This window comes from Shewanella sp. 0m-8, assembly GCF_052977265.1.
Window position 1 is genome coordinate 79017 of the sequence record NZ_JBRIMB010000009.1, and the last position, 18400, is coordinate 97416.

Below are 18400 nucleotides of genomic sequence, written 5' to 3' on the forward strand. Positions count from 1 at the left end.
ATGACAGTAAAGCCAGTATTAAACTGGTTCTTTTTTAAAAGAGAACGAGTTATCTTCGCTATACTCTTGATATTCATTAAAAGCTAAAGTAGAAATGGATGCTCGAAGCTGTTTTAATGCTAAATATTAGCGACTAAAAAGAAAAGGATAACCTTCAATGTTTGCAAAAACGAATTTAGCTTTATTGATCCTCGGTGCTAGCTCACTCTCTTTTAATAGTTTCGCGGGGGAGGCTGAAGAGGCCTTTGTTGGCGAACTTGCCGATTGTGCGGCTTATTATCATATCGCTACGGAGGCAATTTCTGCGATGAATGCACCTCAGATGGCGGCGGTAGTTGAACGCTTAAAGGTGTCTGGTGAGCAAGCTAAGGAGCTTGCACAACAATTTAAAACCGAAGATGAAGTTTCTGCAGCGATAACTGCAGCGGCTGAAAAGCACCGAGCTAGTATGCCAAATGCGAAAAATTTAGGCCCACTGATGGGTAAATATAAAGAGACCTGTCAGAGCATTCTAGCCGAACCGGAGAAACGTCTCGATTATTGGACTATGGTCTCCATGTAACCATTTTCACCTTATTGGGGCTAGACTTGAGCACGTTTAGCCTCAGTAAATTACATAATTTGTGAAATGATTTTTGCTAATATCCTGTCTATTATTCAAACTTTAGCCTTCTAACTTGTGCTTTCGAAACTTGTTTTTTATAACTGCTATCCAAACTTGCTTTTTATAATTGCTTTCTAAAATTGGACACCATAATTGAAACTCTGTTTAGCGGTAGGTTTGATTCAATATTGTTGATTTAGTGGGAGTCACTCATGAATATTTATCTGCTGATTGCTGGGGGGATTACAGCCTTAACGTGTGTTGGTCATTTTACCTACGGCCGAAAACACTTTTTACAGCCAATGCAGACTGCTGCCTTTGATCCAGTGGCAAAAGTGATTATGCACTGTGTTTTTCATTATATTTCGGTATTTCTGGTGCTATCAAGCATGGTCTTACTGGCTTGTTCATTTAACGCTATTTCAGCCATGCAAAGCTTTGGCATGCTGATATTTATCGCACTCAACTTTGGCTTATTTGCAATATGGCAGATTTATATCGGATTTATGAGTAGCCTCGAAATGCCATTTAAGTATTTATTCCAGTGGGTATTTTTCGTTCCAATATCCTTGTTCACCTTAGCGGGCGCGATGTTAAGTTAACCTCGTCACTTGCCGATGGGCTATTGAGCAGTGCTCATGATAGATATCTTCTAAGTGTGTTCCTAGCTCATCTTGTTTCAGATCCATTGGTATAACCACATCATAGACTCTGGTACGAATACCTATGCAAGGCTTATTAAATAGATGCCATTCATGCGCTTTTCTAACTACTGACATTGGTTTGACGAACAGATCGAATTTGGTTCTCAATATTGAAACTCCTGAGTCGCAGACATCGGAACTGGGTTTGCAAGTGCTTGCGTTTCGCTATGAACTTACGTATTTTGTATAAAGTATTTCAAATGGATTGAGATGTTCTTAGGTTAAGCAAGGAAGAAAAATGTTTCAGCATCACCCCCCATCAGCTTTTATCGCGCTAGCGCCTCATGCTCTTCTAAATGATAGATTTAATTAGTCGGCGTTTTTCAAGCTAGTCTTCACCGAAAACAATTTGTGAAAATAGTTGTCCGATAATTAATCCAATTGTATTACGATTATTTACACTTTTTTGCAGACCATCTAAACGGCCTATATCCACTTATCTGTATGATATAAGCATTTATATGATTTTCACTAATTCTGCTATATGAGAACCTTATGATTAAAGTTCATCAATTAACAAAAGAATACCCCATGGGCGAAAGCTTAGTTAAAGCGCTCAATGGGGTGAGCTTCTCAATCGCAAGAAATGAGTTTGTTGCGATTATGGGCCCGTCGGGCTCTGGTAAGTCGACATTAATGAATATTATAGGCTGCCTTGATAAGCCTACGTCGGGAAACTACAGCCTAAATGACCAGGAAGTGGCTGAGTTAGATGATGACGCCTTGTCTGCGGTGCGAAATAAAGAGATTGGTTTTGTATTTCAAAGCTTTCATCTGCTGCCGCGTTTGTCGGCCCTTCAAAATGTATTATTACCTTTAAGGTTTTCAGCTGATGCACAGCAAGATACTGACTATGCACACGAACTTCTTGAGCGAGTGGGCTTAGGATCTAGACATGACCATAGGCCAAACCAACTGTCTGGTGGCCAAAGACAGCGTGTCGCTATTGCGCGGTCTTTAGTTAATCGTCCCGCTATTTTGTTAGCCGATGAGCCGACTGGTGCACTCGATAGTAAAACGTCAGTTGAGATCATGGCGCTATTTACTGAGTTACATAAAGCGGGTCAGACCATCGTTCTCGTGACTCACGAAGAAGAAGTCGCAGCCTATGCTCAGCGTGTTATTCGTATGCGAGATGGCGACATCGTAGAAATTGAAGAAAGAGGTGACAATGCCGCTTAATACCTTGGTTAATCACCGTGTCATGATCAAAGCAAAGAGTGTGCTCCCTCGGATGGTGCTTAGCTTATCTGTTGCCATGCTGGTCAATGTGAGTGTATCAGCAACCGCTGGTGCAGAGTCGCTTGCTAGCGCCTTGTCGAGTTCTCAAACGAAAACAATAAACCAGAGCTCTGATAACTCATTAGCCTATGCTGACGTAGACTCGTTAAACAAAGCTGATTTGACGCCGCTGTTACTGACAGGACAGGTCGCCTCTGTCGTATCACAAGCTTTTGTGGTGCCAAAGGCTGGCGATACGTGGCGCTATCAAATTCAGTGGATGATGCCAGAGGGGAGCTTAGCTGAGCCTGGGCAAGTCGTGGTTATTTTCGATAAGAGTGAAATTGATAATCAAATTGAGCAGCTTGAAGCGAGCTTATTACGAGTGACTGCGCAGGAACAGAGCCAATCGATAGAGCTCAATGCGCAGTTATTACAAGCCAAATTTGAACTTAAGCAAGCCCGGCTTGAATTAGAAAAAGCGCAGTTAGATGCCGCTATTCCGGCTGACTTTATTGCGGCTAAAGATTACGCTGACAATCAATTTAATCAGCTCAAAACCGAGTCTGAATTATCCAAAAAACAGCAAGCTTTAGCCGAGATCCAAGATAAGCGCACAGCATCATTATCCCAGTTGGCGATTGATAAAAAGCGCGCTGAACTTGAGTTATCTCAAGCCTTATCGGGACTAGAGCAACTTGAGCTGCACGCCGATATTGCAGGCCCAGTACTTTATTCTCGCGATCCTTGGAGCGACAAAAAATACTCGGTGGGTGATAACGCGCAAATAGGCAGACAAGTTGCCAATATCCCCGCACTTGATGATTTAGAGGTAATTGCATGGGTCAATGAAGTCGATGTAGACCGTCTAACCATTGGCGAAACTGTCCGCCTAAGGCTCGATTCTCAATCAACAATAACCTTAAGCGGTAGTGTCGACACGATTAGTCGACAAGCCAGTAAGCAACCGGCATGGGGTAAAAGTAACTGGTTTAAATTGTCGATTAAATTTAACCGTGACGAGCGAGTTGAGATCATTCCTGGAACGAGCGTATTAATAGAAACGGGAGTGACTTCATCATGAAGATGACAGCCATTAATACATTGATGTTAGCTGCAATTCTCACTGGCTGTAGCCAATATGTAGTGACTCAAGTTGAGTCAGGGATTTTAGAGCAACAAATTGAGGTGACGGGGGAGCTCGTTTCAGCTAATACGGTGAGCTTAAGGCCGCCGGCACTGCGTCGAGTGTGGCAGTATCAGGTAAAAATGTTGGCTCCAGAGGGCAGTGAAGTCAAGCAAGGCGATAGAGTGGCTCAGCTTGATACCTCGACATTAACCCAAAGGCTTTCTGTGAAAGCAGCAAATTTGGCGACCACCATTCAAGATATCGAAACCTCGAAACTGCGTAATGCCAAAAAGTTACAAGAGCTAAAGCTTGAGCTAGCCGAAGCCAAAATGGAACAAGAAAAGAGTCAACTTAAAGTCGACATTTCAGATATAACTGTTTCGGTTATCGATCAACAAAAATACCTAAAAGATGAAGTTATCGCTAAAGACAGGGTTCAATTAATTAATCAAAAAATTGAGCTTGAAATCGAAAGCGCTGAACAGAGAATGAAAATGTTAGCTGGTGATCAGCAAAAGTTTGCCTCTGAAGTCGCCGCTCTCGAAAAGGGGATAAAGTCACTGACATTAATTGCGCCAAGAGATGGTATGGTGGTTTATGGCAATGATCAACAAGGCAATAAAGTCGCTGAAGGACAAAATATTTTCGTCGGTGACTCTGTATTAAGTATTCCCGATCTGCAACACATGCAAGTCAACATGACCATCCCTGAAGTTGAAGCTGGGCGAGTTAAGATTGGCCAAGCATTAAAAATTCGTCTCGATGCTAATCCTGAGAAAAGCTTTAACGGCAAAATAATTGAACTTGGCGCAGTGTTTAGAGTTAAAAATCAAGATGTCCCCTTGGTTATATTTGATGCTGTCGCCAGTATTGAGCAACCTGATACAGAGATGATGCGCCCAGGGATGACCGCAAAAATAAGTATCGATATCGCCAATAACAATCCTGAATTACTCTTGTCTTTAGATGCTGTGCATTATGAACGCGGCAAAGCATATGTATTAAAGCCGGGGATATTTACCGAGAGTAAACAATATGTTGGCTTAGGGGATATGGGGAAAGAGCGAGTAGCAATTACCTCAGGATTAACGGAAGGAGAGGAGGTGTTGCTGCCATGATAATCACTCATTTAACAAATAAAAGGCGCTATGTTCGTCGTGCTTTATTCGTCACTGGCTTGCTAGTCATGACAGCTTGTAGTGATCCTGCAAATAATGGTGTGTTAACCGTTGAGGTTCATCGCTCTGACTTTAAAGTTGATATTCCTGCATCGGGTGAGTTAGAGGCGAGTAACTCGACTACGGTCAATGTACCTACAGGGCTTAGAGGCCCGCAGTCTTTAGCTTGGATCATGGACAATTTCAGTACGGTTAAAACCGGTGATGTTGTTGCACGAATGGATGGGGCGCGAGAACGGTTCCGCTTAGAGATGGAGGCGCTCGATTATGATCGTCTAGGTCTCGATAGCCAGATCCAGAGCCTGAGGGATAAAACCATCGATAAGAGTTTGACTACTGATACAAAACTGACCGCGCAGGAGCAAGATTTAGCCGAACAATTTTTCAGTGACGATGAACGAGTTTATACCAAAATCGATATTATCGATCAGATGCGCAATCAAGATTACCTTGAAGCCAAAATGGACTTTTATGATTGGGGGCTGAGTCAGCATGGTTCTCAAGCCCAAGCAGAACAAGAGCTCATCAAGTTAAAGCAAAAAGGCCATCAGGCCAAGATGAACCGTTATACCGGTAATCTAAAGCAGATGGAGATTGTTGCGCCTCATGACGGCATTTTTGTCGCGCAAACGGGTTGGAATGGCAAGTTGCCCGCTGCTGGCGACATGATGTGGTCAGGTATGGCCATCGGCTTACTTCCTGACACTTCAAAGATGCAGGCTAAATTGCATGTGCTTGAATCAGAAGCCTTGGGTTTGGCTATAGGCAAGGCTGTGACGTTATATCTTGATGCATATCCAGAATTTGCAATAAACGGTACCTTAACGCAGCTCGATGCATTGGCAAAAGCTAAAGAGCAGGACAGCCCAGTTAATTATTTTGAGGTCACAGTCACTTTAGATAAAACCTTAACTGCAATTATGCAACCAGGCAGACAAGTGAATGCCATGGTACACGCACTTGATCTTAAAGATGTGATTACCGTGCCAAACCAAGCTCTGTTCCAAAAGTCAGGTGAGTATTGGGTCTATTTACAAACATCGGCTGGTTTTGCTAAGCAAAGCGTTAAACTTGGTAATCGCAGCTTGAATCGAACCGTGATCACCGAAGGCTTGAAGCAAGGGGATACCATTGCATTGACCACACCACCGAAGAGGAATCGTGTATGACCGCTAACAGAGCCTCGGTGAGCCTAGTCAAACCACTTAAAAAGGACGTTATGAATAAGTCATCTGTGCCTATTGCCGTATATTGGGAAGGGATTAAACAAGCGTTCGATGAAATGCGTCACCATAAATTACGCACTTCTTTAACTTTGCTCGGTATGATTTTTGGTGTCGGTGCGGTTATCGCTATGCTAAGTGTTGGCGAAGGGGCGGAGCGCGAAGCATTAAAAATGATTGAGTCTATGGGGGTTAAAAACTTAGTCGTTAACGCACGTAGCGCCGAAGGTGAGGCGCTTAAGTCTATACGAGAACACAGCATTGGATTAAGCCTGAGAGATATCGAAAGTGCTCGTGATACCTTGCCATTTGTTGAGAATTGGAGTGCTGAGAAGTACGTAAAAGTGTTCAGCCTGTTTAGCCTCAAAGGCCGCAGCGATGCAAAAGTGGTTGGAGTCACTCCCAGTTATTTCGAGCTGAGTTCACTGCCGCTAGGTGAGGGACGAACACTCAATGATACTGATGAAGCTTACTATCAACAGGTTGCGGTATTGGGGCCAGAAGCTGCCAGAAGTTTATTTCCTCAGGGCAATGCGATAAACAGCCTGATTAAAGTAAACCATCAATGGTTTACCGTTGTTGGCGTGTTATCAGAAAAAGAGGGCTCTAAGTCTAGCATTCAAGGCGTGAAGCTTGGTGGGGAGCGTAACCAAGTCTTTATTCCATTAACGACAGCGCTTAAAAAAATGCAATTTAAGAGTTTAGAGAGTGAACTTGATGCGTTTAAGTTGGCTTTAGCTGATGGAGTAGCCCCTTCGCTTGCTGCCAAAAGTTTGCAACACCTGCTAAATAGGCGCCACGGTGGTGAGAAAGATTTTGATGTGGTGGTTCCAGCAGATCTACTGGCTCAACATCAAAAGACCCAGCAGATCTTCAATATTGTGATGGCCTGTGTTGCAGGCATTTCATTGTTGGTCGGTGGTATAGGTATTATGAATATTATGCTCGCGACTATTTTAGAGCGAACAGGCGAAATTGGTCTGTTACGTGCTTTAGGCGCTAAACGTAAGGATATTGCTCGTCAGTTCTTGATTGAGAGCATTGCTATCTCGGCGACGGGCGGCATTATTGGTATCGGAGTTGGGTTATTGCTGGCGCTAATTATCTCGTCTGCTGCTGGCTGGCCTGTAGCCTGGTCACCGTTCTCCATACTGCTGGCACTCGGTGTGTGTATGACGATAGGCGTTGGCTTTGGTTTATACCCAGCCAATAAAGCGGCTAAGCTTGACCCTATTGTTGCGCTGCAACGGGATTAAGCTGTTATCACTGTTTTTTGCTGGTTTTATAATTTTTTAGTAAAAAATGTGAGTGAAAAGCGTAAGTAAATAGCCTTGTTAAAGTCGTTCGTTAGTATTAATAACCCGCAGTTTTTATCGCGGGTTATTTTTTGTGTTTTTAATGTCAATACTGACATGGCTATGAAATTGCGGCTATTTTTGACATATTAACGTAGATGAAATCTTTATCAGAATGTTAAAAGTTTCGGCATTTGAGGATAAATTAAGCTATTGTATTGGAAGCATTAGCTAAGCTGAACCGCTGGTTATATGGCCGGTAAAATGATAACTGACAGGGACTCGACAGATTGTTCAGAAATATAATCACAAAAGATAATAACTTTTACTATATGACAGCAGCGCTAGTGGTGTTGCTGCTTAGTGCCTCATTAGTCAAAACGGTCGCTGATGGTATGCTAGAGTCCATACTTGAGGTCATTATTGCCGTTACTTTCTGGGTATGTGTGGTCAGTCTCGGGGTCGATAAGCGCTGGAAGCGCTTTATGCAGGGGCTTATCATTGTTTGGCTTTTGGCGGCGGCCGTCAAAAAATTTATGTCAGTACCACATGTTGATCTCTTTATGCTTGGCCTTATGTTTGTCTTTTTCTGGGGCACTTTTAGCTCTATCGCTCAGCAAATCCTATTTTCTGGTTCAGTTGATGGCAACAAGGTCGTCGGCTCTATTGCGCTTTTTTTACTGCTAGGCTTGATGTGGGCTTTGGTATATCTCTTAATTTTAGCATTATCGCCTCACGCTTTTTCAGGTATTGAGCATAGTGTTTGGGGACAAAATTTTTCACAAATGGCTTATTTTAGCTTTGTCACGTTAACCACTTTAGGTTATGGCGATATCAGCCCTAATACGCCTTTTGCACAAGTTGCGGTATATATGGAGGCGATTGCAGGCGTGTTTTATATGGCAATTGTCGTTGCAAGTTTAGTGAGCGCTGGATTAGCTCAAAAAGAAACACAACAGGAAGGTTAATATGGAAAACCCTATGCAGCATACCCAAAGTAAGTTGTTCATCAACAATATGATGGAATCGGCAATAAGGATTGGCTTACTGTTTATTCTGGTTGTTTGGACTTTAGATATCATCAAGCCATTTATTATCCCTGTACTTTGGGGAGCTATTATTGCAGTTGCCCTTATGCCAATGACGCAAAAGCTTGAAAAGGCATTAAAAGGGCGCCGAGGGCTTGCATCAACGATTCTCGCTTTGGCAGGAATACTGTTGCTTATTGCACCCTTCTGGATTGTTTCAAGCTCAATTTTCGATGGGGTGTCACACATCATTACAGTGCTACAGTCTGGTGAAGTTGATATTCCTGGGCCAACACAAAAAATTGCAGACATTCCGCTTATAGGCGATAAACTTTATGATATTTGGGCATTATTTGCGACTAATTTAGAGAAGGCGGTACTGCACTTTTTACCCCAAATTAAAACAGGCGTCAGTGCAGCGGCGGGTATGCTAGGTAGTAGCTTAGGGTCTTTAGTGATGTTTATCATTTCACTGGCCATTGCTGGTGGCTTTATGGCGCATGCCGAGAAATCTGCAGCAGCAGTCAGCACCGTGGCGGTAAAAGTAGTAGGTAAGCACGGTGAAGAGTGGACAAGTTTAACTGCAGCCACGATCCGTAGTGTATTACTGGGTGTGGTTGGCGTTGCGTTTATTCAAAGTATTTTAATTGGCTCTGCATTATTTACCTTTAGTATTCCTGCTGCGGGAATATTTACCTTTATTGTGTTTATTCTCGGTATCGCGCAACTGCCACCACTGTTAGTGGTATTGCCGCTTATTTTCTATGTATTTTCAACTCATGATTCAACCCCAGCTACCATCTTTACTGTTTGGGTATTGATTGCAGGCGTTTCTGATAGTTTCCTAAAACCTATGCTGATGGGACGTGGGGTCGATGTGCCAATGCCGGTCATTCTTATCGGCGCGATTGGCGGTATGATCACCGCTGGGATCATAGGTTTGTTCTTAGGGTCGGTAATCTTGGCTATTTGGTATGAGTTATTTATAACTTGGCTCAAAACCGAAGAGGGACAAGCCCCAGATGCTCAACCCGTTACAGATCCTGACGCTAAACCTGTGAGTGCGCCAGCTTATGGCGGGGCTGATGAATAAACTTCGTCCGTAACAAGTAAAGGGTGCCATAGTGCACCCTTTTTATTTTGGTTAACGGATCTAAGATAGTAATATGTAAATCGGTATAAGATATTGAAGCAGAAATTTTTTTCTGATTAAATTTATGTTAGGGAACAAGTGAGTGAATAATTTTAAATCTGCGTTATGGCGCTGGTTTGAACAAGCCTTGATAACGCAAGAGAGTATGCCCAAGGCCTTATCCTTAGCGTGCCAAACTCCAACGAGGGGGCAATGGCAAGCGTTAACCAATGTGTTGCTCACTTGGCTATCTGGATTATTTCTAGGTGCTGGAGTGGTCTTTTTTGTGGCCGCTAACTGGCAATCTATGGGTAAACTTGCGCGTTTTGCTGTGGTTGAGGGCGCATTGATAGTTACTTTGCTTATTTATCTTGTGCAGCACCTTCGGGCAAGAAAGCGAGGTGCAGGGTTAGGCTTTGGCTATACTGCGGCAAATGCGGTGTTATTGGCCGCCGCCATTATTATCGGCAGCCTTTTGGCTTTGGTTGGGCAAACCTATCAAACGGGAGCTGATCCGTGGCAGTTGTTTGCACTTTGGGCATTGTTTGTTTTACCGCTAGCTTGGGTCGCTGGATCTGAGCTGTTATGGCTGTTATTGGGTTTACTCGTTAATCTGACTTTGGTTCTTTATTACCAGACTTTTCCGGGCATGATTGCGCATTTATTCATTTTCAATTTATCTTTAAAGGCACTATTTTTACTTAACCTATTACTGCATTTCTGTTGTTTGTTGCTCAGTGGCAAGCTTGGCTTATTTAACCAGAGCTCGCTATGTGAACAACATTTACAGCATAACCAAAGTTTAGGCTATGAGCCCAATCGATATGACGCGCCAGTGTTTCAACAACTCAGCATACTAATCAGTGTGGTCTGTATTACAGCATTAGTCATTGAGACTCTATTCGATTGGGGCAACGGTTTATGGTTCTTTGGCTATGTTGCTTTTATTGGTGCGGGCTATGTTCTCTATAACTTTGTGCTTAAAGATATCTTTGTACTCGCTATTGGCAGCTTTAGTCTTGTTGCCGTTGTTAATAGCCTACTTGCCCGTTTAGTCCTAGAGGGCAACGATCCTATAGGCCTATTTTTAGTGCTTGGACTGAGCATTATCGGCTCCACAACGGCAGTGACTCTGTGGCTCAAACAGCGTCATCAGGCTTTTAGCGTAGAAGGGCTGTCTTGATGCTAGATAAATTATTCGCCGGTCGGTTTGTGGCTCAAGACGTATTAGCCCAAGGTAAACTTTGGGCTGAGTTGAATGCACTTGGCTTAATTGAGGGAAAGTTATCCACTAACGGGGGGAGTACTCAATCAGACTTACCTTCATTAACGCCCAATAGCCCTTGGTATATACAATTGATGCAGTCGCTGGCTGCCTGGGTGGCCTCGCTATTTATATTAGCTTTTACCATCAGTTTTTTCAGCCTGTTCTTCGATGATCTTGATACCACTTTTGCGACTATTATTGGTCTATTTTACAGCGGTCTGGCTATATTGGTTTATCGTTTAAGCCCCTCGCAGCTGTTTTTAAATCAGATGGCATTAGCACTCAGTTTGTGTGGATTATTATCTCTAGGTTATGGCATAACAGGTTGGTTTAGCGACGATTTTGGACTAGGTTGGTTTTTAGCATTCGGCTCCATATTGATGCTTAACTGGCTTTTAGTTGAGCACTATAGCCATCAATGTGTCATGAGCTTTGGTGTGCTAGCTTGTGTGATTGGTATTGGCTATGAGTTACAGCTACTGGAATTAATGCCAGTCATCATCAACCTAATGTTTGTCGGGCTTTGGCTAACTCACGCTAACACGGGGCAGCATTTTGCCAGAATGAGCGCTATGGGTTATATGTTGGCGTTGTGGATGGTGTTAATTCAACTGCCGTTAATGATTGGGCATACGAGTATCGCCCTAGAAAATGCGTTTCCTGTGCTAGCGAATTGGGCGAATGCCTTGTCGGTCAGTACGACACTCATTATTACCATGGCTTTGCTGATTAACATTTTTGGCTCGTTATCACTATCTCTCAATAGCAAACAAGGGCTCATTAGTATGCTGGTTATGGTATTACTCGCGGCGCTCTCTATCCCGATGGTGGGTCTGTTAAGTGCAGTGCTTATCTTGATTGTTGGCTTCTATGTTGGAGAAAGACTTATTTTCTCCCTTGGACTGCTGGGGATCGTAAGTTTTGTCGCTTGGTACTATTACAGCATGCAAGTCACGCTGCTGGAGAAATCGATTTGGCTATTGGCACTTGGGGTCATATTGCTAGTGGCTAAGCTACTCTTGGGTAAAATATTACCTAATACTGAGTCGGGTAGTAATGCATAAAGCGGTTTATAAGCGTGCTGGTTCAGAATCGTTAAACATGCTGTATAAAAGTTGTATAAGAGAGTGTTATGACCGAACAAACTAACATTATCAAGCTAAAGAATCCAATGACTGTTTATCTCGTCATTGCGACAATTTGTGCAGTATTGGCCGTTGTTAATTGGGATATATACCAGAAAGAGCAGCAATTAGCCCAGGGTAAAGTGGTTCGTTTTGCGCTCGCTCCAGTGGACCCTCGCTCCTTAATGCAGGGGGATTATATGGCATTGAACTATGCCATCGCGGCCAAGATCAGGCCATTAGTTAAGGTTGAGAATGGAGACGGTTTACTGCAGGTCAAGCTTGACCAAAATCAAGTGGCGCAATTAGTGTCGGTTGATGAAGCTCAGGATACGATTGATGAAGTGGTTAATATTCAATATCGTGTGCGTCACAATCAAATCAAATTTGCTAGCAATGCGTTCTTTTTCGAAGAGGGACAAGCAAAGCGATTTGACTCTGCTAAATATGGCCAGTTTAGGGTAAGCGAGCAGGGGGCTTTACTGTTAGAGTCCCTGCTAGACAAAAATTTTAAACCAATTTAAGCCGCTTTAAACGAGAGGAAAGTTAAGCCCATAGCTTTGATGGGCATTACTTTGATGGGCAGTACTTTGATGGGCATTACTTTGATGGGCAGTACTTTGATGAGTATTACTTGTTATGAGTATAGCTTGTTACTGGTGTAGCACTCTTAGTGCTTACGATTAAGCAGGCTTGGCACACACAGTGATTTTAAACCGCTCATCAGCATTGACTAATCCGCTTAGGGGCTCGTGCGGCGATAAGTTGAACTCTTGCAAACCGTTAAAAGCTTTGTCGCTTTGCTTATAATCAACCTGACATCTAAGATTGAGTAACCCTGCTGAATCAATAAAGCTGCTTTCAACGGTGATAGAGCCATATTCGATACTAAATGTTTGTACCTCTCCCACATAAAAACAGCGGCTCTGTGAAATGAGCTGCTGAGCATTGTATGTTAACGTCAAATTAAGTTGTACATATACGCGACTGGATAAATCAAACTTAGCTTGCTTATTACGGTTAAGAGAAGAAATATACAAACCACCGAGAGGACTACTCATCTGTTAAGTACCTATTTTTTAAATTAGCTTTTGTATTAGTATTATAAATTAGCTTTTTGGCTCAGGTAGCACGGCTGGAGTGCTATCTCTGTACGTTAGGTAATTATCCCAAATTTCATGCGTACGCAGCTTAGTTAGCTTTGTTTGGCATGAAATGGCCATAACGCCGCGAATAGTGCCCTCACGCCACTGAGTGTATACCGCGTCACAGTGGGATGTTAAATACTGTTGCCAGTCTAGTTGCGCAGCTTTAATTGCGCTAATTAGCTCTGCATCGTAACTGTTGTGCTCATAAGCTTTAGCTAAGTAGGTTTGCATCTCAATGTTAGCTGTATCGAGCTCCTGTGCCGCACATTGATTTATCTCGATTGTCGAGTAAGCACTGTCGCAATCAATCTCATTTGCTAGGGCAGTAACAGAGAACAAGATTAAGAGTGAGTAGCCTAAAATAGTGTTTTTTTTCAAGTGTTTTAGCCCATTTTATATAAATTTAATTGGTAATGGTTTAGCTTATATCGGCTCAATGCATAGACAATAACGTTAAAGCTAGCCTTTGCTCCTGTTTTGCAAGTTCTTTGAAATTGATTTCTGTGTTTATTAATGACTCTTGGCCTTGATGGATAACAACATCTCTGGCGCCAGCGCCTATAGCCATTTCTCGAAATGCTCTAATTTCTATCATAGTTAAGCCCCCCTCTGTTTTTTCCATTGGATGGATAATGATTATAGGAGCGGGAGATAGGAGTTTTTTGCCAGCGAGTTGGTTAATTATCTCCTTGAGTAATCGTTCAGCAACAAAGAAATCATTGAGAAGTGCTCTAGGATGAGAAAAAGGGTTCAATGGATTAACGTAAGCCTTATTACCAAAAGCGGTCACAATCTTTGCTCCGTTTTTACTCGACTCTACTTGTAGGTGCGGCTGTTCATCAAATACGCCATTGGTTTCAATATCAACAACCCGGATACGGTTCTCCCATATCTGGACATATAATGTCGGACTCAATTTATCGATTAAGCGACGGATCATGATGTTATGCTTCCTTGGCGACTAAGGCTCTCATTTACGGGTTAATACTTTATACTAATTATAATGTGGCTAACTACTTACTTTTTATATAAATATTCATTATCTTACCAGATAGGTACGCCAAAGATTAAACCTGCGAAAAACCATGTGGTTAAATGAGTTATAGCTGCTGTAAAGTAAAGGGCTTACCGATAAAATCCATAAAATGCGCATCGGGAAGCCATTTGGCAAAATGCCGAGGACTAAAAAGGTGTGAAATTTTGTTTAATTAGGAATTGATTTTTTGCACGTTAGCCAAAAAATGCAGAAAAAGGGCAAGCGCATACACAAGGCTATACTCTGCAGCAGGGTTTACGCTAAGCTGCTAAACCGTTAGGCCGCTATAGTATAACGGCCGCTTTACGGAGCCTCTTATTTCTTAATCCACTTGCCAGATTGGTTTTGAATATAATGGCCTTTTTTGCTTGCTTGAATCGCTTTCTCTGCGGCGAGCTTTGCGACATCATTAACAGAAATATTGTTCTGCTTTGCTATTTTTTCATAGTGTGCTTTACGTTTTGCGTTCACCGAGCTTGTAACGGCTTTTGCCTCAGCCGAGACAATGACCACACCTAAATAGCCATTGGTTTGTTCTCCTACTAGACCCTGAGCTTTGGCATCTTGCAGTGAGATTGCAAAGGCATTAAAGCTGAGTATTAGGCTTGTAACAAGCACAAGTAATTTTGACTTCATGGCGTTCTCCTTTATTTCCTTTGCTTAAAACAGTTCGTCGTTGGTTAAGAGTTGATCTAACTGTTTGTCGACCTTGATTTTAATCTCATGTTCAATCTTTACGTTGAGATTGATGACAATGGGTTTATCTGGCGGCTCAATCTTAACCGTCGGGCTGCAACCAACTAGAGCATATAGCGCGAGCACTAGGCTTAATAATAATTTCGGACTATGCAATGTTTTCATTGGCTTATCCTTTTCCTTAACGGGTTGGGCTAATTTGAGGTTTTAATCAGTATAGCGCTACATACAGGTTTTTAATCAGTTATAACTCTTTGAATATTTATGATTATTTAACTGCGCGTTCAATCTGGTTCTGTAAATTGTCACCTATCTGTAAACTTCTGAGCAACTGTATCATGTTCTCCTCTTGAGAGTAGTTGAAGTGGATAGGTCGTTCAATACCCTGGCTACGTCCTTTTACATTCACTTTCAATTTAGCATCGCCTTGAGCGTCCATATCGAAACTACTTGAGAGTTCTGAGTAGTTAAGGTGTTCTAGTGCTGAGAAAGCAAACTCTAGGTAGGGTTGGCTTTGGCGCATCTTCTCAACGGCGGGATTATTACCTATAGCGATATAGCCGCCTGGGGGGCGCGCAGCGAGTCTTCCTCTGCTGATACTGGCTTTACCTTTTTCGATGCTGACGGGGAGCACGCCATCAAAAATACCGTCAGCGGAAATACCGACTAAAGGGTGAATGGCTAATACCTTAGTTAAATCAATATGCTGTAAAACAAAATAGGCTGATGATGGTTTTCTAAGGTTTAATTGAAACTGTGGGATAAGCAGTTGGCCACCGAGTAAATCTCCTTGGGCAGTCAGCCTGACAGAGGCTTGCTTCACGCCTAAAAGTAGTTGTGCAAGCGCTAAATTTTGCTTGCTGTTTGTGCTTGTTGGCTGGGGGGCAACATCTGATCCAGTACTGAAAGAGACTGCGGCTTCAGCTTTGATATCGGTGATCATTACGCCAGGATTAAAGGCCAGCAGCGACAGTTTTATATTGTCGCAAGCAAATGAGCTTGCATGCTTTTTCGCGCTATTTTGTTGCCAACGATACTGGCATTGCGTATCCATATTGCCCCCATCGAAGGGCAGGTTGTAAAGGCTGCCTTTGATATCGTTAACCTTTGGGTCAATCACCATGTTGAACGCCAGCTGCTGGTTCTTTTTAAGCTGATAATGCATAACCAGCTCAGTATTACCTTGGATGTCTAGCGTGTCAGGTAAACTGTCTGTTTGGCTTAAAAAAGCCAGAATTGGGGCGAATTTACTACTAAATTGCCAATCTCCGCTTAAGTTAAAGCGAGTCAAATTGCTTAATTGCGGCACAAACTGATGCTGACTAGTGAAGAAAAGATCATTAATCTGCCAGTTTTCATCGCTACTTAACCGCTGCTGATTTAGTGTCAGCTGCTGGCTTAATTCAACGGTGTCGAGCTGAACCAGTTTTTGCTTGATGCGGCGTTGATTAAGTTGGTTGGCATTGTTATTTTTTGTCTGACTGACAGGGCTATAGCCAGACTTGTCGAGACTAAGTTGTGTAAGGGTTAAGCTTATTTGATTATGTAGTTGCTGGGTTAGCAGCTCGCGAGTAAACGATAAATTTTTAGCGTTACTATTTTTATAGTTAGCACTTTCGTTATTACTGGCGTTAGCCGTTGTAAATGTTAGCGGCATAGGTTGTTTAAGTGCAAAATCAAGATGATCAAGTCGAAGCTTATATTGCTCTTCACGCGTATTGCTTAGCTGCAGGTCACCGTCAATACCAGTGACTTGATAGCTAAGCGCTGGAAAGGTGAAGTGGGTGACTCCCTGCTGATAACGGTATTCGATAGGGGAGTTAATTGAGAGTTTAGTTTGCTCAATATGGCTACTGAGCACTGCAGGCTTAGCTTGTGAAATAGCTTGTGAAATAGCTTGTGGTGTAGCGTCTAATGCTGATCCAGCGTTAACAGCTAACTTTGGGCTGACTATTGTTATGCCATTGGTGATTTGTGCCGCGTTACTTGCGACCTTAATACTGTAACTAGTCTGTTGATTAGACTTAGCAGCGGTCATTTCCCCCTGCATTGTCAATGACGCCTTGCCTATCTTAATCTGGTAGGGGAGTTCTCTGAGCTTAGGCCACAATTGGTTAAGAGTAATGCTTTGGTCATGTTTAACCTCAAGTTGCCAATCGGCGCTCAGTCGGTAATCACCAGCGGTAGAAGTAGCAGTTGATACCGAGTTAGAGCCAAGCAGTTGATAGCCGAGCTGCGAAACGAATATTTTCGCATCTAAGCGGCTGTCTTTTATCGATAGTGATAGTGCAGGTATTTTTAGCTGCGGCGCAGCTGGCGATGGTTGTCCTATCTGATAGCTCAAGCCTTCGTCAACGCTAAGTAACAGACTTGGACCTTTATGTTTGTTTAAGGTGTTATAGCTTAACTCTTGATACAAATTGCTCAGCGCTTGTTCGAACGGTTTGTCATTGAGCAGATGTAATAGCTGCTCATGTTGCTCCAGGCTAAGTGGCAGTTTAAAAGGCATGACCGTTAAAATCGGTGTGCCAATATGGCCAGTTATATCAAAGTTAAGTGTGCCTAAGCTTTCTTGGCTCTGTTGTTCAGCACTAAGGTTATAACTGACAGGTTGCATTGTGACATCAGCAAGATTATATAAAACTAATTTTGTGCCGCGCAGACTGTGCTCAGAGGTTAAGATTGCGGTTGTTAAATCCAGTTTCAGTGTTGAGTCCAAAGTGGCATCAAAGCTGATATTTTTGTCGTCTATTGACTGGGTCAGTCGATACAACGGCGATAATAGACTTGTAGGTTGCGCGCTATGGTGTGTTTTAGCTTGTTTTGCATAAAGCATTTTCTCTGTTGCTGCTAAGCGGCGACTAAATGATTGCAGCAGTGTTAAGTCAATACTAGAGGTCGCACGCCATTGCTCAGTGGTTAGCTTGGCTGACAGGCTAAGTAGAGGCTGATTATCTAGCACAATTTGGCTTTTAAGTTCGCCTTGCTTGTTTAAGCTCAGATTATTTAGCTCAATGATTGGGGCGTTAGCTTTTGCTCCTTGCAAAGCGATGCGTGTTTGTGTGAGCTCAATATCGGGAAAGGCGTCAAAGTTAAGGCCAATTGTCGGTCCTGCTTCATTATCAGTTTGTCTTGAGACTGATAAGGCATTTAGCGCAAGTTTTACATCTATTTCTTCTACAGATAATGCCAACAGATCGCTAACTTTCAAAGCCCAGGGTTTGGTTTTTTTATCAAATAAGATATTGAGGTCGGTAATTTTTATATCAGTGCTATCAACCGTCAATTCTGTGCTCGATACATGCCAATGAGTTAAGCTTTTTGGGTTAAAGCTAAGTTGATTTATTTGGGTGTTATAAGGCGCTAGAAACTGGTTTGCTAAATCTATGGTGACTCTTTCGTAATTGCACAATACGACCCCACCAAGGATAGCAGCAAGCGTAACTATGGTTAAGAGTAAGATACCTGTATATCGTGCGGCTTTATGTCGCCAGCTTTTCAGTCCTGCCTGTTGCACTTGAAAGGTTCCATCTGTCGTTGGCTAAAGGCGATATTTGCCTGCTCGCTTTCAGTATAGTCTGAGGATTCTAACATCTTAACTCTAGAGCTGAATAG

At 42.7% G+C, this 18400-nt stretch carries 19 protein-coding genes; 12 read left to right on the top strand and 7 right to left on the bottom strand.

Features of this window, described 5'->3' with window-relative positions:
* The first annotated feature begins 157 nt into the window (after window positions 1–157).
* Window positions 158–562 (top strand): hypothetical protein, encoded by a 405-nt coding sequence (locus ACVBIO_RS06505; RefSeq protein WP_447161988.1) that lies wholly within the window; start codon window positions 158–160, stop codon window positions 560–562.
* Between the two features lie 254 nt (window positions 563–816).
* A complete protein-coding gene (locus ACVBIO_RS06510; RefSeq protein WP_447161989.1) occupies window positions 817–1206 on the top strand; it encodes a hypothetical protein in 390 nt (129 codons plus the stop codon).
* On the opposite strand, the gene ACVBIO_RS06515 is transcribed toward ACVBIO_RS06510, so the two are convergent.
* Window positions 1198–1416: a DUF7661 family protein gene (locus ACVBIO_RS06515; RefSeq protein ID WP_447172236.1), complete on the bottom strand. Its 219-nt coding sequence runs from the start codon at window positions 1414–1416 to the stop codon at window positions 1198–1200. The two genes, ACVBIO_RS06510 and ACVBIO_RS06515, sit on opposite strands and share 9 nt — an antisense overlap.
* 387 nt (window positions 1417–1803) lie before the next feature.
* Between ACVBIO_RS06515 and ACVBIO_RS06520 the strand changes: the two genes are divergently transcribed.
* From ACVBIO_RS06520 to ACVBIO_RS06565, 10 genes are all read left to right on the top strand, one after another.
* Window positions 1804–2490, top strand: coding sequence for an ABC transporter ATP-binding protein (locus ACVBIO_RS06520; RefSeq protein ID WP_447161991.1), 687 nt, complete (start codon window positions 1804–1806; stop codon window positions 2488–2490).
* Window positions 2480–3613, top strand: coding sequence for an HlyD family secretion protein (locus ACVBIO_RS06525; RefSeq protein WP_447172237.1), 1134 nt, complete (start codon window positions 2480–2482; stop codon window positions 3611–3613). Before ACVBIO_RS06520 ends, ACVBIO_RS06525 begins: the two co-directional genes overlap by 11 nt.
* Window positions 3610–4776: an efflux RND transporter periplasmic adaptor subunit gene (locus ACVBIO_RS06530; RefSeq protein ID WP_447161993.1), complete on the top strand. Its 1167-nt coding sequence runs from the start codon at window positions 3610–3612 to the stop codon at window positions 4774–4776. Before ACVBIO_RS06525 ends, ACVBIO_RS06530 begins: the two co-directional genes overlap by 4 nt.
* Before the next feature lie 68 nt (window positions 4777–4844).
* On the top strand, window positions 4845–6005 hold the full coding sequence (locus ACVBIO_RS06535) for an efflux RND transporter periplasmic adaptor subunit (protein WP_447172261.1): 1161 nt from the start codon (window positions 4845–4847) through the stop codon (window positions 6003–6005).
* 50 nt (window positions 6006–6055) lie between these two features.
* Window positions 6056–7315: an ABC transporter permease gene (locus tag ACVBIO_RS06540; RefSeq protein ID WP_447172262.1), complete on the top strand. Its 1260-nt coding sequence runs from the start codon at window positions 6056–6058 to the stop codon at window positions 7313–7315.
* Window positions 7316–7644: 329 nt separating this feature from the next.
* Window positions 7645–8322: a potassium channel family protein gene (locus tag ACVBIO_RS06545; RefSeq protein ID WP_447161994.1), complete on the top strand. Its 678-nt coding sequence runs from the start codon at window positions 7645–7647 to the stop codon at window positions 8320–8322.
* 1 nt (window position 8323) lies between these two features.
* Window positions 8324–9475: an AI-2E family transporter gene (locus ACVBIO_RS06550; protein ID WP_447172238.1), complete on the top strand. Its 1152-nt coding sequence runs from the start codon at window positions 8324–8326 to the stop codon at window positions 9473–9475.
* Between the two features lie 142 nt (window positions 9476–9617).
* Window positions 9618–10697 (top strand): DUF2157 domain-containing protein, encoded by a 1080-nt coding sequence (locus ACVBIO_RS06555; RefSeq protein ID WP_447172239.1) that lies wholly within the window; start codon window positions 9618–9620, stop codon window positions 10695–10697.
* Window positions 10697–11845 (top strand): DUF4401 domain-containing protein, encoded by a 1149-nt coding sequence (locus ACVBIO_RS06560; RefSeq protein ID WP_447162875.1) that lies wholly within the window; start codon window positions 10697–10699, stop codon window positions 11843–11845. The genes ACVBIO_RS06555 and ACVBIO_RS06560 overlap by 1 nt, the downstream gene beginning before the upstream one ends.
* A 68-nt stretch (window positions 11846–11913) precedes the next feature.
* The gene (locus ACVBIO_RS06565; protein WP_447172240.1) at window positions 11914–12429 is read left to right on the top strand and encodes a GDYXXLXY domain-containing protein; all 516 of its coding nucleotides are present in this window, start codon (window positions 11914–11916) and stop codon (window positions 12427–12429) included.
* A 159-nt stretch (window positions 12430–12588) separates the two neighbouring features.
* Here ACVBIO_RS06565 and ACVBIO_RS06570 read toward each other — a convergent pair whose 3' ends face one another.
* The 6 genes from ACVBIO_RS06570 to ACVBIO_RS06595 all read right to left on the bottom strand — a co-directional run bounded on the left by ACVBIO_RS06570 (window position 12589) and on the right by ACVBIO_RS06595 (window position 18302).
* Entirely contained in the window at window positions 12589–12966 is a 378-nt protein-coding gene (locus ACVBIO_RS06570) for a hypothetical protein (RefSeq protein WP_447172241.1), read from the bottom strand.
* Window positions 12967–13014: 48 nt separating this feature from the next.
* A complete protein-coding gene (locus tag ACVBIO_RS06575) occupies window positions 13015–13431 on the bottom strand; it encodes a lysozyme inhibitor LprI family protein (RefSeq protein WP_447162000.1) in 417 nt (138 codons plus the stop codon).
* A gap of 55 nt (window positions 13432–13486) precedes the next feature.
* A complete protein-coding gene (locus ACVBIO_RS06580) occupies window positions 13487–13993 on the bottom strand; it encodes a rod shape-determining protein MreB (protein WP_447162001.1) in 507 nt (168 codons plus the stop codon).
* A gap of 411 nt (window positions 13994–14404) precedes the next feature.
* The gene (locus ACVBIO_RS06585; RefSeq protein WP_447162002.1) at window positions 14405–14725 is read right to left on the bottom strand and encodes a YdbL family protein; all 321 of its coding nucleotides are present in this window, start codon (window positions 14723–14725) and stop codon (window positions 14405–14407) included.
* Window positions 14726–14749: 24 nt separating this feature from the next.
* Window positions 14750–14950 carry a YnbE family lipoprotein gene (locus ACVBIO_RS06590; protein ID WP_447162003.1) on the bottom strand — a complete coding sequence of 67 codons (201 nt, stop codon included), beginning with the start codon at window positions 14948–14950 and terminating at the stop codon, window positions 14750–14752.
* Window positions 14951–15053: 103 nt separating this feature from the next.
* Entirely contained in the window at window positions 15054–18302 is a 3249-nt protein-coding gene (locus ACVBIO_RS06595) for a YdbH domain-containing protein (RefSeq protein ID WP_447172242.1), read from the bottom strand.
* Window positions 18303–18400 lie beyond the last annotated feature (98 nt).